This is a genomic window from Variovorax sp. DAIF25, from assembly GCF_050711835.1.
GTDB lineage: Bacteria > Pseudomonadota > Gammaproteobacteria > Burkholderiales > Burkholderiaceae_C > Variovorax.
The window spans coordinates 5,360,258-5,380,007 of record NZ_CP136636.1; the positions used below are offsets into that span (position 1 = coordinate 5,360,258).

Annotated in this window: 28 protein-coding genes and 1 tRNA gene; 7 read left to right on the forward strand and 22 right to left on the reverse strand. The window is 64.0% G+C overall.

Translation table 11 applies throughout. The annotated features are described in order from the left end of the window. From R0232_RS24760 to R0232_RS24865, 22 genes are all read right to left on the reverse strand, one after another. The gene (locus tag R0232_RS24760; RefSeq protein WP_431509754.1) at positions 1-2,883 is read right to left on the reverse strand and encodes a hypothetical protein; all 2,883 of its coding nucleotides are present in this window, start codon (positions 2,881-2,883) and stop codon (positions 1-3) included. Continuing rightward, on the reverse strand, positions 2,883-3,170 hold the full coding sequence (locus R0232_RS24765) for a hypothetical protein (protein WP_431509755.1): 288 nt from the start codon (positions 3,168-3,170) through the stop codon (positions 2,883-2,885). The genes R0232_RS24760 and R0232_RS24765 overlap by 1 nt, the downstream gene beginning before the upstream one ends. An 86-nt stretch (positions 3,171-3,256) precedes the next feature. Further along, complete coding sequence (locus tag R0232_RS24770) at positions 3,257-4,183, reverse strand: DUF5309 domain-containing protein (RefSeq protein ID WP_431509756.1); 927 nt, start codon at positions 4,181-4,183, stop codon at positions 3,257-3,259. A gap of 11 nt (positions 4,184-4,194) precedes the next feature. Next, positions 4,195-5,187 (reverse strand): hypothetical protein, encoded by a 993-nt coding sequence (locus tag R0232_RS24775; RefSeq protein WP_431509757.1) that lies wholly within the window; start codon positions 5,185-5,187, stop codon positions 4,195-4,197. A gap of 95 nt (positions 5,188-5,282) precedes the next feature. Beyond that, complete coding sequence (locus R0232_RS24780) at positions 5,283-5,462, reverse strand: hypothetical protein (protein WP_431509758.1); 180 nt, start codon at positions 5,460-5,462, stop codon at positions 5,283-5,285. Between the two features lie 56 nt (positions 5,463-5,518). Beyond that, positions 5,519-6,079: a hypothetical protein gene (locus R0232_RS24785; protein ID WP_431509759.1), complete on the reverse strand. Its 561-nt coding sequence runs from the start codon at positions 6,077-6,079 to the stop codon at positions 5,519-5,521. Continuing rightward, complete coding sequence (locus tag R0232_RS24790) at positions 6,076-8,481, reverse strand: portal protein (RefSeq protein WP_431509760.1); 2,406 nt, start codon at positions 8,479-8,481, stop codon at positions 6,076-6,078. Before R0232_RS24790 ends, R0232_RS24785 begins: the two co-directional genes overlap by 4 nt. Before the next feature lies 1 nt (position 8,482). Continuing rightward, positions 8,483-8,644, reverse strand: a complete 162-nt coding sequence (locus R0232_RS24795) for a hypothetical protein (RefSeq protein WP_431509761.1) — start codon at positions 8,642-8,644, stop codon at positions 8,483-8,485. 2 nt (positions 8,645-8,646) lie between these two features. Continuing rightward, positions 8,647-8,916: a DUF7681 family protein gene (locus tag R0232_RS24800; protein ID WP_431509762.1), complete on the reverse strand. Its 270-nt coding sequence runs from the start codon at positions 8,914-8,916 to the stop codon at positions 8,647-8,649. Between the two features lie 18 nt (positions 8,917-8,934). Continuing rightward, positions 8,935-10,224, reverse strand: coding sequence for a phage terminase large subunit (locus R0232_RS24805; RefSeq protein WP_431509763.1), 1,290 nt, complete (start codon positions 10,222-10,224; stop codon positions 8,935-8,937). Positions 10,225-10,235: 11 nt separating this feature from the next. Then, positions 10,236-10,775, reverse strand: a complete 540-nt coding sequence (locus tag R0232_RS24810) for a terminase small subunit (protein ID WP_431509764.1) — start codon at positions 10,773-10,775, stop codon at positions 10,236-10,238. Positions 10,776-10,956: 181 nt separating this feature from the next. After that, a tRNA-Gln gene (locus tag R0232_RS24815) sits at positions 10,957-11,034 on the reverse strand. 88 nt (positions 11,035-11,122) lie between these two features. Next, a complete protein-coding gene (locus R0232_RS24820) occupies positions 11,123-11,620 on the reverse strand; it encodes a hypothetical protein (RefSeq protein ID WP_431509765.1) in 498 nt (165 codons plus the stop codon). A gap of 10 nt (positions 11,621-11,630) precedes the next feature. Next, complete coding sequence (locus R0232_RS24825) at positions 11,631-11,969, reverse strand: DUF1064 domain-containing protein (RefSeq protein WP_431509766.1); 339 nt, start codon at positions 11,967-11,969, stop codon at positions 11,631-11,633. A 240-nt stretch (positions 11,970-12,209) separates the two neighbouring features. Continuing rightward, positions 12,210-12,692 carry an HNH endonuclease gene (locus tag R0232_RS24830; protein WP_431509767.1) on the reverse strand — a complete coding sequence of 161 codons (483 nt, stop codon included), beginning with the start codon at positions 12,690-12,692 and terminating at the stop codon, positions 12,210-12,212. Between the two features lie 247 nt (positions 12,693-12,939). Beyond that, on the reverse strand, positions 12,940-13,692 hold the full coding sequence (locus tag R0232_RS24835) for a hypothetical protein (protein ID WP_431509768.1): 753 nt from the start codon (positions 13,690-13,692) through the stop codon (positions 12,940-12,942). Positions 13,693-13,700: 8 nt separating this feature from the next. Next, complete coding sequence (locus tag R0232_RS24840; protein WP_431509769.1) at positions 13,701-14,564, reverse strand: ParB/RepB/Spo0J family partition protein; 864 nt, start codon at positions 14,562-14,564, stop codon at positions 13,701-13,703. Positions 14,565-14,603: 39 nt separating this feature from the next. Further along, positions 14,604-15,014 carry a hypothetical protein gene (locus R0232_RS24845; protein WP_431509770.1) on the reverse strand — a complete coding sequence of 137 codons (411 nt, stop codon included), beginning with the start codon at positions 15,012-15,014 and terminating at the stop codon, positions 14,604-14,606. A 256-nt stretch (positions 15,015-15,270) separates the two neighbouring features. Then, a complete protein-coding gene (locus R0232_RS24850) occupies positions 15,271-15,465 on the reverse strand; it encodes a hypothetical protein (RefSeq protein WP_431509771.1) in 195 nt (64 codons plus the stop codon). Positions 15,466-15,511: 46 nt separating this feature from the next. Then, the gene (locus tag R0232_RS24855; protein WP_431509772.1) at positions 15,512-15,736 is read right to left on the reverse strand and encodes a hypothetical protein; all 225 of its coding nucleotides are present in this window, start codon (positions 15,734-15,736) and stop codon (positions 15,512-15,514) included. A gap of 3 nt (positions 15,737-15,739) precedes the next feature. After that, the gene (locus R0232_RS24860; protein WP_431509773.1) at positions 15,740-15,985 is read right to left on the reverse strand and encodes a hypothetical protein; all 246 of its coding nucleotides are present in this window, start codon (positions 15,983-15,985) and stop codon (positions 15,740-15,742) included. Positions 15,986-15,988: 3 nt separating this feature from the next. After that, complete coding sequence (locus R0232_RS24865; protein ID WP_431509774.1) at positions 15,989-16,237, reverse strand: hypothetical protein; 249 nt, start codon at positions 16,235-16,237, stop codon at positions 15,989-15,991. On the opposite strand from R0232_RS24865, the gene R0232_RS24870 reads away from it, so the two are divergent. The 7 genes from R0232_RS24870 to R0232_RS24900 all read left to right on the forward strand — a co-directional run bounded on the left by R0232_RS24870 (position 16,236) and on the right by R0232_RS24900 (position 19,639). Then, the gene (locus R0232_RS24870; RefSeq protein ID WP_431509775.1) at positions 16,236-16,781 is read left to right on the forward strand and encodes a hypothetical protein; all 546 of its coding nucleotides are present in this window, start codon (positions 16,236-16,238) and stop codon (positions 16,779-16,781) included. The two genes, R0232_RS24865 and R0232_RS24870, sit on opposite strands and share 2 nt — an antisense overlap. A 158-nt stretch (positions 16,782-16,939) precedes the next feature. Beyond that, complete coding sequence (locus tag R0232_RS24875; RefSeq protein ID WP_431509776.1) at positions 16,940-17,800, forward strand: hypothetical protein; 861 nt, start codon at positions 16,940-16,942, stop codon at positions 17,798-17,800. Between the two features lie 142 nt (positions 17,801-17,942). Further along, the gene (locus R0232_RS24880; protein ID WP_431509777.1) at positions 17,943-18,128 is read left to right on the forward strand and encodes a hypothetical protein; all 186 of its coding nucleotides are present in this window, start codon (positions 17,943-17,945) and stop codon (positions 18,126-18,128) included. Continuing rightward, a complete protein-coding gene (locus R0232_RS24885) occupies positions 18,125-18,370 on the forward strand; it encodes a hypothetical protein (RefSeq protein ID WP_431509778.1) in 246 nt (81 codons plus the stop codon). Before R0232_RS24880 ends, R0232_RS24885 begins: the two co-directional genes overlap by 4 nt. A 61-nt stretch (positions 18,371-18,431) precedes the next feature. Continuing rightward, positions 18,432-19,055, forward strand: a complete 624-nt coding sequence (locus tag R0232_RS24890; RefSeq protein WP_431509779.1) for a VWA domain-containing protein — start codon at positions 18,432-18,434, stop codon at positions 19,053-19,055. A gap of 47 nt (positions 19,056-19,102) precedes the next feature. Beyond that, positions 19,103-19,234 carry a hypothetical protein gene (locus tag R0232_RS24895; RefSeq protein WP_431509780.1) on the forward strand — a complete coding sequence of 44 codons (132 nt, stop codon included), beginning with the start codon at positions 19,103-19,105 and terminating at the stop codon, positions 19,232-19,234. Positions 19,235-19,243: 9 nt separating this feature from the next. Continuing rightward, a complete protein-coding gene (locus R0232_RS24900; RefSeq protein WP_431509781.1) occupies positions 19,244-19,639 on the forward strand; it encodes a DUF7673 family protein in 396 nt (131 codons plus the stop codon). Positions 19,640-19,750: the final 111 nt, after the last annotated feature.

The window sequence follows — 19,750 nt, forward strand, 5'->3', positions numbered from 1 at the left end:
TCAAACCACGTTGGCAACCCATGCCGTCACAGCCGTACCGTACTGCGTCCGGCCCACGGCACCGAAGTGCACGCGATCCGCGATCGTGTTCACCTTCGTGTTGTTGTTGGCCGAGAGGTCGGGCGGCGAGCCCGTGTAGGGGTAGACCCAGTCCTCGGACATGAACGGCCAGACGCCGACCACGAAGAGATTCGAGTAGGTCCCCGACAGCGCGGCCACATCCTTCATGCACTGCTCGACCCACGGCGCGGTCTCTGCCAACCAGCGAGGATCGTTGACGCTGTCCGAGCACCACGACGGCGCCGGGATGATGCCAATCTTCACGCTCGGCAGATCTGCCTTGATCGACTTCACCATGATCTCCAGGCCGAGACGCATGAATTGCAGCCGCTCGGCCTGGCTGTAGGTGCCACGGTCGAGATTGATGTCGTTGGTCGATAGCGCGATCGTGATGATGTCCGGCGCGGGCACGCTGTGCTGCGTGCGATACCAGCCGAAGTCGAAGATGTAGAAGTTGCCGGTCTTGTCGGGATCGTCGGTGTACGAGAGTTCTTTCTCTGCCCCGGTGTTGCGGAAGCACCAGGTCGGCGTGTTCGTCGTGTCGGTGCCGGTCGCGAGCCGCAGGAAGGGATTGGCGAACTTCGCCGTGTCGGGGCCGGCCGGCGCCAACGTGTGAGGCGTCGGCGTGCCGCTCACGTTCGACAGGTTGTCTTTCCCGATGAAGTTTCGGTAGGCCCAGAAGCCGCGCCCTTCGCCGCGCAGGCTGTTGGTGCTGGCCGAGAAGTAGGTCCCGACCGGCGTGACCGTGGCGCCTTGCGCGTCGATCTGGGTCTTGAGCTCGGTGACCATGCCTTCCTCGGTGAGCGAATCGCCGAAGGTCAGCAGCTTGATCGCCTTGCCGGTCAGTGCGCCCGGCGCGGCAACCGCAGCCGTAATCGTCTTGATGTAGCGCTTGTCCGGCTGGGCGTTGTGGCGGTAGCCGAGCCGGAACATCGAACCGAGCTGCGCGGGATCGATCTTGATGGAATCGCCCACGGGCTGGAAGCGATCCACGATAGAGGTGCCGCCGGTGTCGAGCCAGAACGCGATGTCCGTGCGGATCATGTTCTGGTAGTCGGCGAAGCACGGCGCGCGGAACAAGCGCATCGGCGTGCTCGGCAGGAAATACATCGTGTCCGGCAGGATCATGCGCTGCACGAGCGGATCGAAGGCCGCGCCGCTACTGCTGGGCACCTCGTTGCCGTTCGTGTCGATGAGCTTGATCTGCCGGCGCGTATCGAGGGGCGCATCGAGCTTCTGGCCGTAGACCTCGGCAACCACCGCGCTCCCGACTGGCGGCACGCCACTGCCTGCGGCCACAGCGCCGAGCGCTCCGGTGGACTTGTTCACGTAGACCCACAGAAGCCCGTTCGGAAATGGCATCGTGAATGCCACGCTGGCTTGCGAGGTCACCGAGCGGTATCCATCGTTCCAGACCGCGATGCCGCTGGAGCTGACCAACGAGAGCGTCAGGGTGGCCAGGTTGATCGTCAGCGTCGCGTCGGAGAAATACGCACCCGCCATCGTCCGGGCCGGGTCTGCATATTCGGCGCCGGTGGTGGTGATCAGCGTGATATTGCTGCTGGCAGGCTTGTACAGAACGTTGCTCAGCACGATCGCAAGCAGCGGCCAGTTCGTGGGAGGCGAGGCTCCCGTGTTCCAGGCCGACAGCGCGCCCGTCGTGGGATGCGCGTGGATCATCACCAAGCCCGAGGGCGCGGAGATGGCCACGTCCTGCGCCGTGGGGATCGTGAGGAAGCCGCGCTTCGTCGGCACGAAGCCAGCCGCGCTGGTCGTGATCTTGAGGTTGCCTGCCTGCGTGTTGATGACCACCGCGCCGCCGATCAGTGGACGGAACGCCTCGATCGGTCCGGTCAGCCGCTGGGCCTGCACGATCACGATCCTGCCGTCAGGATCGTTCGCGATGACGTGCTCGCGGTAGATGTGGGCCAGCACCACGACGCCGCCAGGCATGGCCGGGCCGCCGGTGACGGCCACACCACCCGCCCCGGTGTTCGGGTCGTAGTACAGGCGCATGTAGACGCCCGTATCGGCCGCAGTGAAATTGATCGTCTGCGCGGCGATCACAACGCGGCCGGCGCGGTAGAAGAAGGCAGAGCCCGCGCCGATGACAACGGTCTTCGCCGTCATGTCGATCGTGATAGTCGACTCGGGACTGATTGTGACCAACGGTCCGAACAAGACCGCTTGCACAGACGGGTACTGGCTCAAGGGCGTGGAACTCGCGCTGTTCACGCGCCGAAATTCGAATGCCGCAACATCGCCGGCACCTTGAACTTTGAACGCGACGCCGTCGGCCACTGCCGCACGGCCAGTTGGCTCATCGACTGCCACGCCCGCCTGAACCAACGCCATAGATTGCGCACTCTCGGCGCCCGTGCGAGCCGTGGTGGCAATGGTGGCCTGCGTCGTCGCTGTATTCGCTCCGGTCGTGGCAATCAGCGCCTGTGCGGTAGCGGTGGCCGCTGCTGGAACAGCGGCAGAGGCGGCAGTTTCGGATGCAACCCGGTCGGCGGCCGTTTGCGTCGCGGCTGCTTGTGCTGCCGAAGCGGAAGCGGCGGCGGCGCCAGCGATCAGCACGGTGTCGGCGATCAGCACGTCGTGGTAACCACCGCCTGGCGCGTCGATGTTGTAGCGGCCGTCGGCCGCATAGAACTCGAAGTAGCCGTTCGCGTCCGTCGTCAGCGGGTTCGGCGCAACCGCGCCGGCGTTGTCGCTGTAGATGGTCGCGAGGCCGCCACCAGCCTGCAGCGTGACCGTCACGGTCAGGCCGGCAACGGCGTTGCCGCTGCGGTCGGCGATGTTGTTCTGGTACTTCTGCATCAGATCTTCCCCGGCCAGATCCGGAAGTGCGCGAGCGCCGGGTCTTCCAGCATGCGGCGGATGTGCGACTCGTCGCAGCACCACTCGCGGTACGTGATGCCCTGCTCGAGGCAGTACTTCTCGATCATGATGTTCGGGATCGACGCGGCGAGCTTGACCTCGCTCGAGCCGTGCATGCCCGCACGATGCATCTCCTTCGCGCGTTCGGCGATAGGCGTGCAGTCCTGCGAGCGCTGGATGAACAGCTGCTCGCCGACGAACACGGGGCGGGTGGCGATCTCTTGCATAAAAGCCTCCGGCGTCTCGCGACGATGGGAGAAAAAGAAAAGGCCCGAAGCGGTGCGGCTCCGGGCCTGGCCCTGCGGCGTCGGTATCAGCTCAGGTCGAGGATGCCGCCGTGCGCCGTGGGCGCGCGATTCTCGAGCGCGTACTCGGCCAGCAGCATCACCGCTTCGGAGTCGCCGGTCTTCGCCAGCGGCGTCTTCTGCAGGGGACGCAGGTAGGCCACGGCGACCTTGTCGTTCTCGATGACGAACGCATCGCGCGGGCGCTGGATGCGGTTCGGCACAGCCTTCAGGGCGCCGAAGTCGGTCACGTAGATGTCCGTGGCCGCCACCACCTTCTTGTCCTCGCCCTCGTCGAAGCGGGTGCTGTTGCCGAGGAAGGTCGAGAAGGTCTGCTTCTGCGTCGGCCCGAGCATCAGCGTGTTCGGGTTGCCGCCGGAGGTGAAGATCTTCTGCGCCACGTCCTTCAACTGCGTCTCGGTGAAGGCGCGCTGGGTGCCGTCGGTCTGTGCGACGTTGTTGATGTAGTCCGGCGCCACGTAGCCTGCGCCGGCATTGACGTTGGCCGCGTCCATCCAGCCAACCATGCCGCGGGTCTTGCGCGGGGACGTGGCCGCGACGCTGTTGCGCGTGATGGCGAACTCCATGTCGCGCTTGAGCTCGAGGCTCTTCAGCGAAACCTGGTAGGCCAGTTCCTTCTTGCGGCCGGCGGTGTTCACGGCGTCTTGCGTGCCCGAGACACGCGCGGTCTTGCGCGAGATCTGGGTGCGGTTGCCGAGGCGCACGGTCGGCACGGCGGCGTCGGCAGTGGCGTCGTCGCCTTCGACCTGGGCGTTGTCGGCCGGGGCCGCGAGAGCCTGCGTCTGCCATTCGTGCAGCGTGTTCTCGGCCTTGACGCGCTCGGCCAGGCTGAGCAGCGGCGTCTCGGTGGGCGAGATGCGGTAGATGACGTCCGTGAGGTCTTCGCGGTTGCCCACGGCGGCCGTGGACGTGAACGTATTGGTTGGTGCAGCCATGCTGCCTCCTATCAGAGAAGAGTTTCGAACACAGCGGCAGCGTCACGAACGCTGCCGGACTGCTTAAGGCGCTTGAAGGGCGCCACACGTTGGTCGACCGCGCCGGTCTCGGTGCTGCCAGGGGTCGCGACCCGCTTCGGGGTGTTGGCGATCTTCTTGGCGGCCTTCGCAGCATCCGCCATGAGGCGGTCGTACTGCATGGCCTTTCGCACGTTCAAGATGGCCCGATGGTCTGCGACGTTCTCGATCTCAGCGGCGCTGTAGCCGTTGGTCGTGAGGTACTCGCGAATCTGGCCCATCTCGGCCTTCAGCACAGCTTTGTCTTTCCACTCGGGGATCTTGGCGAGGAGCTTTTCCTGCTGACCCTTCAGGTGTTCGACGAACTGCTGTTGCTGGTCGGATTGGTCGAGCGCGCGAATCTGTTCCTGGGCCTGGAGGGTCTGCTGCAGCGCCGCTTGCCTCTTTTGGTAGAGGTGCTGCTGCCGCATGGCTTCCTGGGGGTCGGAGGCGATGAGCGCGTCAAAATCGATCTGCTGTTGCTCCTGCAGCAAGCCTTCGAGCTGGTGCTGAATACGCACGAGGCTCTGGGCGTGGTGCTGGCGCTCGCTGCGCGCCTGGGCGATCTCGGTTTCCGCGGCCTTTCGGGTCTCGGCAGCCTGCATCGTCTTGCGCGTGGCGTCCTGCTGGCGCTGGTAGCCCGCGATGGCCTCGGACAGCGGCACCTCGATTTCCTTGCCGTCGATCTTGACGGTGACCATCTGAGGATGCGCGTCGGGGTCTCCGCCGGCGTCGCCGTCGGGCTGGTCGCCGTCATCGTCGCCGGCGTCTTCGCCCGCATCGGTGTCAGCTGCAGCGCCGGCCGCAGGTTCCTTCTTGGGGTCGACGCCCGAATCGCCGTTGTCGGCGGTGTCCGGATCGTCCAGAAGCGAGGAAAGCGCTCCTGCTGCCTGATCTACGCTCAGGCCTTCGCTGGGTCCCGCGTCGGGGGTGTCCAAATCGTCCATGTTCTCTCCATGCCGGCTACCCGGCGCAGCGTCTCTCGACGGATGCAGGCGGTTGAAGGGGAATCCCCGTCAGGCGGGCCGCCTCCCGCCAGATCTCACAGCTCGACGAAGTCGCCCGAGCTCAGTTGATACCGGGCATTGCCCACCATCGCGCGCACGTTGCCCTGGCCGGTCGCGATGAACTCGCCCGCGGCGTCCGGATGCCAGACGGTCACGATCTGGTGGTCGGGCGCGTTCAGCATCTCGATGTGCGCGCGCAGATCCTTCCAGGACACGGGCGCCTTCTTCGACGGCGGGGGCGCCGGCGGCGGGCTGGTGGGCGCGGCGGCGGTCAATCCAGCCACGCCTTCTGCTGCTGCGCCACCTTCGCCCGGTGCTTGAGCTCCAGCGCCGCCAGCTTGCCCGTCTCCAGCCGTTGCACCAGGTGCGCCTGCACCCGATCCAGCATCTGCAGCGCCAGCCACAGGCGCTCCCGTTCCGGCGCGTTGGCCGCGAGTGTTGCTTGCCATGATTCGTAGATCTCCGATTTGGTGGTTTCGAAAGCCCAGGCGAACGCCTCGTTCTGAAGCACTTCGCGGGCGCGGTCGCCGCGGTACACCCGGCCTTCGGGCGAGTGCGCGGACTCCTCGGGCGCGCGCGGGTCCAGCGCGCGGGCGATGCGGGCGGCGTCGACGGCCGGCGCCGGCGCGGGGGCGATGCCGCGCAGCACCTGCATGCGAAGCACGGCCGCGCGCAGGGTCGCCAGGCGATCCAGCACCGCGAGGCGGCCGAACTGCGCCCGGCAGACGACGAACGCACTGCCGGCGGCGACCGAGTCCTCTTCGCGGATGCTCCATGCCGGCACGAGCCACGCGCGCGCCGCGCGGGCCAGGTTCAGGAGGCGGTCTTTCACTGGGTCACCTCCGTTGCGATCTCGTTCGTCGCTGCGGCCGTCGCTGGATTGTCCAGCTTGGCCTTGCTGCCGATGTTCGCCACCTCGATGCGCGTGGCCGACTCGAGCTGGTCCTTCCAGCGCCGGTATCCGTCATCCAGCATGCGGGAGCGTTCCTCCATCTCCATGCGGATTGCATCCAGGCGGGCCTTGTTCTCGGCCTCCATGCGCGCCTTGTCGGCTTCGGCCTGTTGGCGCACCAGGTCGGTCTGCTGCTGCATCTGCGCACGCAGGTGGTCGACCTGCGCCTGCTGCTGGGCCTTCATCGCCTCGATGCGCTCTTGCGACTGCATCTTCTCGCGCTCGATCTGCTGCATGGCCTGCAGCTTCATCTGCTCGACCTGCATCTGCGCCTCGAGCGGGTTCGGCTGCTTCGGCGGCGGGTTCTCCTTCGGATTGTTGAAGAACCGGGCGCCCGACTGGAAGCCCATCGTCTTCGCGATCTCGACGTCGAGCTCGTAGATGTTCTCCGGCGTCGCCGTGCCGTTCATCAGGCCCTCGACGGCCAGCGTGCGCAACCCCATCAGGTGCGCCACCTGCTGGTCCTTGTCGCCGACACCGAGCCCCACGGCCGGCGAGATGTCGAACTGGTTCGACCACTCGCGCGGGTCCATGTCGACCCACTTGCCCGCGACCTGGATCTGCTCGGCCTTGTCCTGGTTCTGACACACCAACTTCAGCATCAGGCGGAAGAGGTCGACGAAGCCCTGCGCCATCATGCGCGTGACCAGGTCGGTGCGCATGTCAGCCTTGTTGGTGATCAGCTTCACGCCGCCGAACGTCTCGTTCAAGCCCTTGCCGTCGTTGCCCTGGCTGTAGCGGGTCCAGCCGGTGGAGTTCTCGAGCGCGGCCTCCTCCTGCTCGAACATCGCGGCTGCGCCGGCCATGTCGCCGATGCCCTGATCGAGCCGGCCCGCCGCGCCCGTTTCCTTGATCCGCACCACACCCCCGGGGCGGCTGTCGAGCAGGTCGTCGAGGTTCACTTTCCCCTCGAGCGCGAAATAGCGGCCGTTGACCTGCAAATACATGTTGTCCAGCTGCCCGCGGCGGATGCTGGTCTTGGTCTTCTGGCCTTCCATCGCGAGGTCCGCGATCGACATGCCGAAGAACTTGTGCGGGATCGGCACCGGGCACCAGGTCACGAACGGCGCTTCGTCGACCACCTCGTTGTCGAGGATCTCGCTGCCGCAGCGCGTGATCTTGCGCAGCTCGGCGATGCCGTCGCCGTCGTAGTCGACGCGCATGTAGAGCTCGCGCACCGTCACGCGCGTCTGCGAGCTGTCGCTCGTGGTGTCGTCTTCCTCCGGGCCGCCGCTGCTGTCGTCGAAGCTGTCGCGCTCGATCTTCTCGACGTTCGAGTCGCCGTCCGTGTCGTTGCCGTCGGCCAGCCTGTCGACGTTCTTGTAGCCCATCGAACGCAGTTCAGACAGCGTGCGCTTGAACTTGTGGCCCACAAGACGTGCGGTGCCGATGGTCTTCGCCTCGCGCGAGATGATGAACTCGTCGCTCGGGACCGGCTCGATGGACAGCTTGCCGCCCTTCTTGCTGCGCTTGAACGCCACGTCGTAGACCACGGCCGGCGGTAGGGCCGAGATCGCGGCGATCTGCTGCTGCAGATGCTGGACCGCGGCGAGCGCCGGATTGCCCTGCGGCGGGCGGGGCGGCTGGCCCGGCTGCATGGCGCCCTCGGACTCGGCCGGCGGTTGGCCAGGACCGCCGGACCCGGCGCCGCCGCCCTGCTGTGCCGCCGCCCAGGCCTGCTGCAGTTGCTGGGTCAACTGCTCGAGCATCTCCGCGCGGCGCTGCGCCTCCGCCTCGTCGGGCCGCTCGGACTGTTCGATGGGCTCGATCTCGGGATCACGCATCAGCAGCGCCAGCTGCACCGGCGTCTGCCCCTTGTATTCCTCGCGCGTCTCCTCGGTGCGCGTGTCCCACCACACCTTCAGGATGCCGCGCTTCTGCAGCATGCCGTCCTTCGCCCACGTCGTCGTGAGCATCGTCGCGTCGTGCTTCTTCAGGAAGATGTGGTTCAGGTACTTCGTCGCCGCGTCGGCTTTGCTTTCGTCGCCCGGCTTCGTCGGATCGAACTGCACCACCTTGTCGCCGCCGATGAACTTCACCACGATCTGCGGCAGCATCGACTCGATGGTGTTGCGAACGTCCGGCGAGACCACCTTCGAGCGGCCTTCGATCTCGGGCGGCGCGAGATCGCCTTCGGGCTCCGCGTAGTAGTACGCCATGGCCTTGCGGCGCTGTTCGGACAGCTTGCTGCTCTCCACGCCCAGGGCGCGGCGCAGTTCGGAGTCGACAAGCGCCTTCAGGTCGGCGTCGCTCATGCGCTTGGGTGCGTTCGGTGCTGCCATGTCAGGGTGCAGGTGCTGGTGCGGGAGGAGCCGGCGGCGGCGCGGGCGGTTCGGGCTGGCGCCCCTTCACGTAGGTGCCGCCCCGCTCCTCGATGTAGACCTTGCGCACGAGCTTGTCCGGGCCCGCGCGCCAGCCCTTGGGGAGATAGAGCGGCTTCGCCATGGTCAGAACGTCGATGGTTGCGCGATGCCGCGGATCACGGCCATGAAGCCCTGCTGCAGCTGCGTGGCGCCGATCGACACCCAGCGCTGATCGATGAAGGGATCGCCGCCGGCGTGATCGCCAAGGGGCAGGCCGAGGGTCGGCGTGGCGGGCAGAGCGCGCAGCTTCGCGACGAAGGCGCCGCACTGCTCGGCCAGGGCCTTGCCCTCGTTCATGAGCGCGACTTCTTCCTCGCTCAGCTTGCGGTAGCCGGTGATTTTGGGTTGCTGCATGGTTTCCATGGTCTTCCTTCAGGCGTTGTTGAGCTTGCGGTACTTCATCGGCTTGACCTCGACTGGCTCCTCGTAGGCCACGCACATCAGCCCGAAGGCGTCGGCGCCGTGGCTGGCCCAATCGTGTTCCGGGCCCAAGCCGATGTTTCGGGCCTCGTCCTTCTTCTCGTGATACCAACCGAGAGCGGCCACGCCGGCCTCGGTAGTGGCTTCGTTGAACCACATCAGCGAGAACAGGCGCCGGGCCGCTTCGATCCGTGCAGCCGCGGCACCCTTGCCTTGGTTCGGCACCACCGTCACCGTGTAGCCGGCAGCCTGCAGGGCGCTCTCATAGGAGACGTCATGCACCTTGTCCTGCGTCGCACCGTCATGCGGCAGCCAGATCTGCGCCTTCTCCGGCGTATAGGCACGCGAGCGCAGCCATGCGAGGTGCACCGCGAGCGGCTGGCCGACGGCCTCGTAGTAGTCGAGGACGCGGATTTCCTTGCCGACGAACTGCGCCACCCACATCGTGAAGGCGTCAGCCCGCGCGCCAGTGCCTCCGATGTCGACGAACACCCGGTAGGTCATCAAAGGGTCGGCACCCACACGGCCGAAGCGGTTCTTCAGCCGCGCGTCGGCAATGTTCTTCGCGTAGTAGGCCCCGGCCATCACCGTGACGTAGCCGCCTTCCCAAATGTGGTTGTACTGCTCAGGCTGCATGCGCAGGCAGTCCAGCCGCTCTTGCTCGAGCTCGGCCGTGAACCACGGGTTGTCGCGCCAGTTCGCCTTGACCACCACCGAACCCGTCGGGATCTCAGCGCCCCGCAGCATCACGTCGACCGCATCGGTGCGCCGGCGCGCGTTCCAGCTGAACCAGAGCTCCGAGCCAGGCGCGCGAATCGTCGGGCGCAGCAGATTCAGCGAGTGATCGGTCGCGGTCTGCGCCTCCTCCCACCAGGCACGCTTGAAGTTCTCCAGGGACTTCACGCTCTCGGCGGTGTAGTCCTGCATGCCCTTGAAGATCATCAGCCCGTCGCCGGGCGTCTCGATGCAGTCCCGGAAGACCTTGAAGCCGTCGGCCTCGCCAATCCGGTGCGCCTTCAGCTTTGCCTCGATCAGCGCTTTGGACGACTGCGCCAGATCCTTCTGCACCTCACGGATGCACACAGCCCGCATGCCCTCACCGCCGGAATCGCCCGGCTCGGCCATGCAGTCCTCGATCAGCTTCTCGCCGAAGAAGTGCGACTTTCCCGATCCCCGGCCACCCCATGCGCCCTTGTAGCGCGCAGGCTCACACAGCGGCACGAACACGCGCGCCGTGGGCAAGCTCAGAGTTCTCACGTCGCAGCCGAGGGATCGACGATCGTCCGCTGGACCTTCTGAACGCGAACGGACAGATCGACCTTGTCCTTGAACATGCCTAGGTGACGCATCGCCAACCCGAGGGCGCCAACCTTGTCCGGAATCTTTACCTTCTTCGTCTGGAACGCGACGTTGTCGACACCGCCATCACCTCCGACTGCCGCCCCGCCGACCTCTTGCACATCAACACCAGCCAGAACGGCCGCAGCATCGTCGTCGAGCTCCTGCATCGCCTTAAGCGTGCCGTCACCCCGGTAGAGCTTGCGGATGTCGAAGAACGCGATCCGTGCAAGTTCCTGCAACACGCGGTCCTGAGTGATGTGAGTGCGCTGCTCACGCGCCTTCATCGCAATAGCAATCGCGGCGGCAATTTCAGGTTTCTTCAGGTTCTCAAACCCGACTGCACCAGCAGTTTTCGCGCTATAGCCCGCGCGGATCGCCGCCTGAGTGGCATTCAGGTCGACCAGGTACTCGGCGACAAACCGCTCCTGCTTCGCAGTCAATTTCTTGGTCATAGGGGTCTCCGGGTGCCTCGCGGCTTGTCCAGAACGCCCCATCCGGCTTACGCGCACGACGCGCGCTGGGGCATGCGGTTCTCACTCTTGCGCGGCCACCACCGAGTGCGGATGGCGAAAACCCGGCGCGGGCGTCAACCGCGCAGCACGCAGCGCTGATGCAGCCTCAAAATGGATGAATTGGCAGACCCCCAAGGATTCGAACCTCGGAATGCCGGAATCAAAATCCGGTGCCTTGGACCAACTTGGCTAGGGGCCTAGAACGACAAAGCCGCCTCAGAGGGCGGCTTGAAAAAGTGACAGGCAGGCTTCGCCCACCGGAGCGGAATGTAGCGCGCGAGCCCCGCTCATGTCAACACCCCAACCCGACGAAGTTCAAGCAACAGCAAATTTCTCGCTTCCAGCGTCAAGACCTCAAGCTCAGCGCCGGCGGGTAGTCGCGACGAAGACCAGACCTGGGCCTCCGCATGTAGGTTTCTTGCTTGCACCTCGAGAGCAAGACGCCAAAGCCGCGGCGTGTTCGGCACATGCTTGATGGCCGCGTCCACCCCCCGCATACGCTCCACGTCCGCGCGCTCATCCTCGGCACCGTTGCGCCAATCCCAATGCGTCGGCGTGCTGTAGTCCCGGCAGGTGCTGTCCGAGGCGCTGTAGCCGCGCGTGTGCGAGTAACCGCACGTCCATTCGTACCAGCACGCCAATAGGCGGTTGAGCTTGCCGTCGAGCGCCTCCACCGCAGCGCGCTCGCGCACGATGTGTTGCGTAGGCTCTGCGCTGGCTCGCACCCGGCTAGCGCGGTTGGCGGCACGACGCACCCGCCAGATGTCAATCAGCGCAGTTGTCAACATCCGGTCCTCACTTCGAAATGCGCACGTCGATACCGTGCAAATGCTTCATCAGGTGCAACTTGATACGGAAGGCCGCGAGGTTGGCTGTCTCGCCCCCCTTGACGTCCTCGACCACACGAGCCCCGTTCTCAATGTAGACAAAATCCGCGATGTATCGCAGCGGCGGCTTAGGTCGCGTCGCGCCGGCCAGCCGGACAGAGGGCGCGAGCTCAAACGCGACCTGGCACTGCAAATCCGAGATCCGCCCCGCCTTCTCCAGCGTGCGAAGCAAACTCCAGCGCCGCGCCTCCCGCATGCTGTCGAACTTCAACCCGTCAACCACCGTTTTTTTATTCAGATACTTCAACCTGCTCTCCCACTTCTTCGCCCGCGGGCGCCTCGTCTCGCATCTTGCGCGTTCGGCCGGCGAGCCAGTCTTCGCGAGCCACCACCAAGTCGGGGGCAAGCGGCACATGCCGCGTGAACATGAACTCGGAACTGATGAACCGATAAGGATCGAGATGCGCGCAGGGTGCGAATCCCTGCCTGGCCATCTTCTGAGCCGAGCGGAGCTGCCAGTGCTTGCAATCGACACATGCCATCTCCGCTACCTCCGTGGCGTTGGAAACGGCGACGGCTCTACCCAAGTCTGCCCGCGAAGCACCATACTGATGGCTGCGCGGCTGACATCGAAACGCTTTGCCAACTGCGTAGGCGTCTCGTCGCTGGCTCGGATGTATCGGGCCTTCTCGAGCGAAAGTTTCGCGAGCCCGTTCAAGCCCCCCGGCCGAATGACTTTCGGCCGTGGACGATCGGCCGCGAGCTCACGCCGGCGCAGATCCGCTGGGGTCTGCTTGAGGTGCTCGGGGTTGCAGCAACGCGGGTTCTCACAGGTACGAACGACCTCGAACCCGTTTTTCACCGGGCCGCAGGCGGCCTCATAGACGATTCGCCGCACCGCTCTGCTGCGCCCTCGATCCTTCATCACCGGCGTGCAGCCGCGGTTCATGTGGCCTTGCCAAGTCCAGCAGCCTCCGTCGTCCTCGCACCGGGCGCGGGCGCGCTCAAGCAGATTACAGGGCTCGGTCATAGGATGGCCTTCAAGATGTGTCGGACCTCAACGCCTGTCGGTATCAAACACTCGTGTGTGACAGCGAACGCATACGAGCCCCGTTTTCCTGACCGCCGGAGGTACCCCATGCGGTAGGCGACGGAAATCGTGGGCGAGATACGGTTTCGCGGCAGATGCAGTAACTTGGCCGCGATCTCGCGGTAGCTCACGGGGCGCTGCTCCTCCAAGATGGCGAGCCAGATCGTGCTGATGACCTCGGCAGCCATCAGTGCAGCCCTCCTGAAGCGCCGCGCTCGGCCGCCTGGGCCTTTCGCACCTTCGCAAGGTAACTCGGCCACTGCTCGGTCTGCGTCCAGATCCCGAGCCCTAACCGAACGCCTTCCGCCTCGATGGCGGGCTGGGAGTCCGCAGGCGGCGGTGCGGCGCCAGGCGCCTCGAACCCCGCGTCCTCCCAGCGCCTGCCGCGCAGCCAATTGGCCAGCAGCGGAACGAACTTGCCGTTGCTCTTCGTCCAATCCTCGCTTCGGCGCTGGGCCTCGATGGCTTTCAGCAGGTCTTCGACAGGCGCTGTGACCTTCGCCCACTCGGCCTCGGCGTCCTTCATCGCGTCCTTCTTCGGGTAGGCAGTTCGAATTTTTTCGAAGTCGCGCGCCCTCTCCTCTCTCTCTTCTCTTCTCTGTCTCTTCTCTAGGGCAGCAGGTCGCTCGCCTCCTGCTAGCACGCCGCTAGCAGACTGCACCACCTCGAAAAAGCCGGCGTCGATGAGTGGTTGCAGCGCCTCCATGACTTCCCTTTCGGTCGTCCGCAGACGGAACGAAAGCACGTCGAGGGCGGCGTTTATCTCCCCCTGTTCGTGGTCACTAGCGAGCAGCCAAAGCATCGGCGCCAGCGCTCTGCTGGCTACGGGCAATTTCTGGAAGTCATAGCTGTCCAGCAGCTTGCGGTGGAGCTTGATCCACGGCGGGGATCTGTCCTTGTAGTGCTGGAAGTCGGCCCAGTTCCTGGGAACGATGATCATGCGAGCACTCAGGCGGCAGGCGACTCAGCGAAACGCGCGGCGATGTCGGCGAGCGGCACCCCGGTCAGATGGGACAGCAGCCCGGCGACTTTTTCGTCGAGGCTATCGTCAGCCTCCTTGTTCGCCTCGATCCAAGCTACGCCCTCGGCCACCAAGTCGCGAGGAGCCGGCGCCAATGACTTGCGCGTTACCTTGGTCTTGCCCTTGGATTTCGCCTCTTCGATGCGGCCCGACAGATGGGCAGCGGCACCAGCGCCATGCGCCCGAATCGCGCTGATCGCATTGGAGGCACTGATCTCGTTCGATGCCACCATGGCCTTGATCGCCATGCTGGCGCCGGCCAGGATCAACAGGCTGGCGACGTAGGAGCGCGTAAAGCCGAGGCGCTCGGCGATCTGCTCCTCCTCGAGGCCATAGCCAATTAGGCGCTTGCACACCGTCGACTTCTCGAGCGGGGTTAGAGGCCGGCCGGAGTTCTTCGTGACGAAACCGACCGTGATGTCGGCCATGGAGGTTCCTGCCGGCGACACCAGCACGGGGAGCACCTCGATCGCTGCACCTCGCTCCATGGCCCAATCGACACCGCGCAGGCGCGAATGACCATCCGTCAGGTAGATGAAATTCTCTTCGCCTTCCCGCACCACATAGCCGGCCAGCGGCTCGGTTTGGTCATAGCCGTTCGAGAGGATCGAGCCCCCGATCCACTTGATATGAGCCTGATAGGCAGGGGTCTCGGTGCGGGGGTTGAATCCCGGGAGCACGCGGATGTTCTTCCGCGGCACCTTCCAAAGGTCGGAAGAGCGAGCCCCAGCCTCGCGCATGGCGGCTTTGACGTTGCCCGGGTTGAGTTCAATTTCTGCTTGGTCTGTCATGGTGGTCTTGAGGTAGAGGAGATCAGGAAAGAACACCGATCAGGCTTCGCCCTTCGCGAGCACGCGCATCTCCACTCGGTGCCAACCAGCCTTCTTGGCCATGTCGAAACAGAGTTGCGCAGCCTCGGGCACCTCGAACGGCTTTGATCGGGCAGGCTTGAGCGGCGCCGACTTGATCCATTCGGACTCGTCGAAGGGGGGGGGCACAGCGGCGCGTCCCAGCCGCGTGTTCGTGCCGCGCTCGTAGTCGGCATTGCGCTTTTTCGCGGCCTGAATCGCGCGCTCGCGTTCGTCCTTCGCCGCGGCAATCGCTTCGGGCGACACGCCGATGACACGCCAGCCCTTGTGGTACTTCTCAGGCCCTGTCGACTCGCGCTTCGCGGGTTTGATGCGCTTCGTCGTGTCCACCTTGTCGCCGAAGATGTTCACGAACTCGAGGTCTTCGCTCATGGGTTTTCTCCATCGATTGCGTCTGCCCAATTCGCACCCGCCTCGACGCGTTCGGCGATGCGCACGCGCGCGGCGTGGTCGTAGGTCTTCCAAAGGCAGCAGTGGGCCGCGTGGTGGATCTCGTCGGGGTCGGTTTGCGGGCCCCAGGGGAAGTCGAATGCATCGTCTTCGGGGCGGCTGTGGTCCCTGCCGCAGACCGGACATTCAACGGGCGCGCACTGAGCCAGAAGCTCTTGCGCAGTGGTGTATAGAGCGCTCACCGCCTCTTCTCCCGGATCGAGTACAACCGCGCCTGACCGCGGCCCGTGTTCTGGCGGAATCGGCCCTCGATGGCCTCGTGGATGAGTTGGTTGGCGGCCTCCTCGATGGAGATGCCGCGCTGTCGCGCAACCTCCTGGACGAGCTCCATGTCGCGATCGCTCAGGACCACAGGCGTTTCTTCTGAGGGCATTTTGAGTTACTCAAAAGTACCGAATTAGTCCCTGAAGAAGCACTGATCAGGCCGCCGAAAGGAACTGGTTTGCACCTCGCAATGCGATGACGGCACCACCAGAATTTCCCCCATGCAACACCTCCACAGCCTTGCGCAACAGCTGCTCGCGCAGCAGCGTCGCCTTCTGCTCGCCCGAGAACGCGACATACGCGTTGATCAGGTCCGCTTCGAGGTCATTCAGGTTCAACTTGATGACGTGCTTCCGGATCAGGGATGGATCGGAGTACATGGGTCAGTCTTCGAGTGGGTTGGACAGGGCGCCACGCACCATGGGCGCAGCCGCGGGAATGGATGGGTGCATGCGCACGAAGCCGCTCTTGTCGGGATCGGGCGCCTGGTGCAAAGCCTCCTCGTCGAAAGGACTGTCGTCGACGAGGGCGGCGAAGGCCGGGCTTATGGCGCCGATCACGATCACCGCCAGGCAGATCACAATCGCGACCTGCTCGCTGAAGGAGAAGAAGGACCAGATCTCGGGCATGGCTCAGACCCCTTCAGGCTCGGTGGTGAAGTGGGCCGGAGAGGTCGATGGAATCTTTCGCTCACCACGGTCGACGGCGTCAAAGAAATCGATCAGGGGCTGAACAGTGAGAACACGGGGGTTCTCACGGTCGCCGTAAACGATCTTTCGGGGCAGCGACTTCGCAACGCCGGCTTGCTGTGCGATCCCCTCCCACTGGGAAGGTCCGACAGCACGAAGACGGTCAATCAGCGGTTGGAGGATATTGCTCATGGATGAGCATGATACCCATATATGGGAGAAAAACAACCCACACATGGGAAGGCGGACTTGTGACAATCCCATTTGCGGGATGATCGATAAAGAACCACTTTCGGCTCGAGCCTTGCTCGCCGCCAACCTAGCTGCCCTCATGGAGGGCAACCCACGCTTTCGCACCTCCACTCTGATTGAGAGCGCAACGTCTAAGCGAATAGGGCACAGCACCGTCGATCGCATCCGAGCCAAAAGCACCAACGCGACGATCGACAACGTCGAACTTTTAGGCGAACTTTTTGGGCTACAAGCCTGGCAAATGCTTCATCCACACAGGGGTGAAGAGAGCAGCCAGCCGCCAAGCCCTTCAGTGACGCAGGCGCTCCAAATCATCACGGAGCAGCTTTCCAAAATGAACGATGAGGCGAGGCGCTTTGCCTCTACGGCGTTGCAAGATCTGATGCGCTCCCCGGACAGCCTCATCCAACTTCGCGCAGCGCTAAATGCATTGGGGGAGCTCCCAGCCGACTTGAATCCCGCCCACCGGGGCAAGGCGGCGTAGCACAGACCGCAGCCTATACATCTGTCAAGTTAGTGTTAACGAACGTTACAGATAGAGCAGTAGGACTTTCCACTACGCGCCCACAAAGAGTTGTCAGGCTCGACGACTACAGGCGGAAGGCCTGATGTGATGTCATCAAATCTACTTGCCAAGAAGAAATGAAATTCACTGAAATGGGAGGCGGACGTGAATTGGAGTTCACCTCCGGCGAAGTGACCGAGATTTTCTATAGGTCCCCGCATCTGCCATTTACAATCGAAAACTTGGTCGTCACCGAGTTCATAAATGGCCGCATGGAGCCCGGAATGACTCTCTCGAACGAGATGATTATCCGTGGCACGGCAGTGTTGAATCAAAGATCTCTTTCGGTCATGGGCAGGCCAGAGATAAAGGTTCACGCCGCCAGTGCTATCTTAAAAGTTGCGCAGGAAACTTTAGATCCGAACAAAATGCCACTGGCAGCGCCGACCGACCAGTTTATGCTTAGCAACCCCATAGGCGCTGTCTACCTCGGCTTCAACCCTTCGGACTGGGAAGCCGGAAGCGAAGATGAATGGTATTTAGAGATATACATACCAGAGAATAGTTTCAGATCATTTTTACAAAGAATTATTAAAGGCGAAATCGAAAATATCCAGGGTCGCGCTTCGGTTTGGGGCCTATATAGCCCAGATCATTGGATGGATCCGGAGATAGGCCACAGAGATTTGATGCTTCGCCCAGAAAGTGCCGCATCAGACAAAAGAAAATCGGCAATTTCTTCGGGGCCGCTCACATCATTTTCCGCTCAAATTGTTCCGAAGAACGCCGACGGTAAGATTGCCGTTGCGCGTGCAAACGCAGAGAGTAATCAATTGGAAGGCGATGACCCGGCGCAACCCGAAACAATCACCCCCAACCGCACGCCTCTCGCATTCGATGCGAGTCCTCTAGCAGACCAACTAGGGAAACTTCGTTCCACGATCGTTTGGGTTGGTCTTGGGGTCGCCATGGCAGTGCTGTACTCCGCGCATCGGTAGGAAACTACCCACTCCCTTGAATAGCCCGCATGCGCGGGCTTTTTCTTGGGCGTCACACCCGGCCGTCGACCCCTCCCATACATGGGTTGACTCCTCCCATTTATGGGTTGATAATCCGTCTCACCTCAACACGGAGATGGACATGCAGGGCGTCAAGAACAATCTCAGTCACGCGGCCGGCGTGCTCATCGGCCTCACGCTCCTAAAGGCCACCGGCCTCCGGTACGGCAAGGAGCACCGCGGGCGCCACTGGTTCTCCCATGTCGCCGCTAATCTGGCGGCCGACGGCTGGGTGCAATGGTTCCCCTATGCCTGGCGGTCGGCATGAACACAGCCGCTCAAGAGCGCTATTCGCGCGCGTTCCGCCCTATGCCAACCGAAGAGTTGGTGGCGGATCTAGTTCCCGCACACAAGACGCCACCGCTCGAAGGGCGCAATTCCCGGGCCCAGCTGAACCGAGCGCCCGCGAAGCCCCGTCGCCTGTCTTTGGCGCGCATCGCGGTGCACGCCCTGCTCTTCCCTATCTACCTCCTCGCTCTCGCGCTGCGCGCGCTCTGGCGCTGGGCCTGACCCGTTGCGGCATTGGCAGCGGGCCGCCCTCAATCGCTGCCGAATCTCAGAAGGTATTTCCATGAATCAAGCAGTTGCAACCGCCAACGAAGCCAAGCTGTCCGAATACGACTTCGTCGTGTGCATCGACACCTCCGGCTCGATGGGCGACCCGGTCAAGGCCGGCCAGACCCGCACCCGCTGGGAAGCGGTGCAGGAGAGCGCCATCAGCTTCGCCCGCGACCTCGAGAAGTTCGACGCCGACGGCATCGACATGGTGCTGTTCGGCGGCGCACAGGGCGTGACCTCGCACCAGGGCGTGACGGCCGACAAGGTGCGCGAGGTGTTCGCCACGCGCAGCCCGCGCGGCAGCACGCCGCTCGCCGAGGCGCTGACCGCGGCGCTGGCGCTGGCCGGCAAGTCCGACAAGAAGGACTTCATCATCGTCTTCACCGACGGCGTGCCGGACGATCGCCAAGCGGCCGCCCGCGTGATCCGCGAGGCATCGAACAAGCAGCTCACCGACGACGCGCTGACCATCCTCTTCGTGCAGATCGGCGACGACGTGGCCGCGAGTTCCTACCTGAAAAGCCTCGACGACGACCTGCAGGGTGCCAAGTTCGACATCGTCGACGCGAAGACGCTGGCCGAGGCCGAGCAATTCGCCACCACCGCCGAACTCGTGCTCGCCGCCATCGCCGGCTGATCCTCAACCCCAAGGCCGGGCCCTTCGGGGCCTGGCGGGAGATGCACATGGTCGATGCCATCCTCTTCATTTTCACCGTGGGCGTGTTCGCCGCTGGCTTCTGGCTCGGCAAGACGTTCGGGACGATCAAGGCTGCAGTCAGCGCCGCAGGCACCTGGGTCAAGAGCCTTTTCCAGTGACAAGGCGCCATGAAGACCGACGCCCTCATCCGTCTCTGGAACATCACCCAGATCCATCAAGGGACCTCCGGCGCCCGCGCTGCGGTCGGCGTGCTCCTTGGTCTCTACAACGGCAGTCGATTCCCGTTCGACCTCACCGATCTACGTCTTCTCGACGACGAGAACCTGCGTGCAGCCCTCGACGTGATCACGAGCGACGCATCGCGCTGCCAGATGGAAGTGCACGAGTGGCTCAACCGCTTGACTGGGCGCCATGACTTCGGCTCCCGCTTTGAGCGCCTCGCCTACGACTACCGCAAGAAGGGCCGCTGCAAACGCGAGTTCCTGTCCGAAGTCTCGCCGCTGACGCTTCGCATCTCGCTCGAGCCCCGCACCGCGAAATCCGCAGAGGAGTGCGCAGCGTGAGGCTCGAGGGAATCGTTCTGGCGACCTTCATCCTATTGACGTACGGTGTCGGCGCACTGCGCGATGCGGCCGACGATCTGACGCATGGCGCTGCCTCTGAACTCGTTTCTG

Coding starts and splice junctions, on each gene's coding strand:
- R0232_RS24760 (WP_431509754.1), bottom strand. CDS start 2,883: ATGCAGAAGTACCAGAACAACATCGCCGACCGCAGCGGCAACGCCGTT.
- R0232_RS24765 (WP_431509755.1), bottom strand. CDS start 3,170: ATGCAAGAGATCGCCACCCGCCCCGTGTTCGTCGGCGAGCAGCTGTTC.
- R0232_RS24770 (WP_431509756.1), bottom strand. CDS start 4,183: ATGGCTGCACCAACCAATACGTTCACGTCCACGGCCGCCGTGGGCAAC.
- R0232_RS24775 (WP_431509757.1), bottom strand. CDS start 5,187: ATGGACGATTTGGACACCCCCGACGCGGGACCCAGCGAAGGCCTGAGC.
- R0232_RS24790 (WP_431509760.1), bottom strand. CDS start 8,481: ATGGCAGCACCGAACGCACCCAAGCGCATGAGCGACGCCGACCTGAAG.
- R0232_RS24795 (WP_431509761.1), bottom strand. CDS start 8,644: ATGGCGAAGCCGCTCTATCTCCCCAAGGGCTGGCGCGCGGGCCCGGAC.
- R0232_RS24800 (WP_431509762.1), bottom strand. CDS start 8,916: ATGCAGCAACCCAAAATCACCGGCTACCGCAAGCTGAGCGAGGAAGAA.
- R0232_RS24810 (WP_431509764.1), bottom strand. CDS start 10,775: ATGACCAAGAAATTGACTGCGAAGCAGGAGCGGTTTGTCGCCGAGTAC.
- R0232_RS24830 (WP_431509767.1), bottom strand. CDS start 12,692: ATGACCGAGCCCTGTAATCTGCTTGAGCGCGCCCGCGCCCGGTGCGAG.
- R0232_RS24835 (WP_431509768.1), bottom strand. CDS start 13,692: ATGATCATCGTTCCCAGGAACTGGGCCGACTTCCAGCACTACAAGGAC.
- R0232_RS24840 (WP_431509769.1), bottom strand. CDS start 14,564: ATGACAGACCAAGCAGAAATTGAACTCAACCCGGGCAACGTCAAAGCC.
- R0232_RS24845 (WP_431509770.1), bottom strand. CDS start 15,014: ATGAGCGAAGACCTCGAGTTCGTGAACATCTTCGGCGACAAGGTGGAC.
- R0232_RS24850 (WP_431509771.1), bottom strand. CDS start 15,465: ATGCCCTCAGAAGAAACGCCTGTGGTCCTGAGCGATCGCGACATGGAG.
- R0232_RS24855 (WP_431509772.1), bottom strand. CDS start 15,736: ATGTACTCCGATCCATCCCTGATCCGGAAGCACGTCATCAAGTTGAAC.
- R0232_RS24860 (WP_431509773.1), bottom strand. CDS start 15,985: ATGCCCGAGATCTGGTCCTTCTTCTCCTTCAGCGAGCAGGTCGCGATT.
- R0232_RS24870 (WP_431509775.1), top strand. CDS start 16,236: ATGGATGAGCATGATACCCATATATGGGAGAAAAACAACCCACACATG.
- R0232_RS24865 (WP_431509774.1), bottom strand. CDS start 16,237: ATGAGCAATATCCTCCAACCGCTGATTGACCGTCTTCGTGCTGTCGGA.
- R0232_RS24875 (WP_431509776.1), top strand. CDS start 16,940: ATGAAATTCACTGAAATGGGAGGCGGACGTGAATTGGAGTTCACCTCC.
- R0232_RS24880 (WP_431509777.1), top strand. CDS start 17,943: ATGCAGGGCGTCAAGAACAATCTCAGTCACGCGGCCGGCGTGCTCATC.
- R0232_RS24885 (WP_431509778.1), top strand. CDS start 18,125: ATGAACACAGCCGCTCAAGAGCGCTATTCGCGCGCGTTCCGCCCTATG.
- R0232_RS24890 (WP_431509779.1), top strand. CDS start 18,432: ATGAATCAAGCAGTTGCAACCGCCAACGAAGCCAAGCTGTCCGAATAC.
- R0232_RS24895 (WP_431509780.1), top strand. CDS start 19,103: ATGGTCGATGCCATCCTCTTCATTTTCACCGTGGGCGTGTTCGCCGCT.
- R0232_RS24900 (WP_431509781.1), top strand. CDS start 19,244: ATGAAGACCGACGCCCTCATCCGTCTCTGGAACATCACCCAGATCCAT.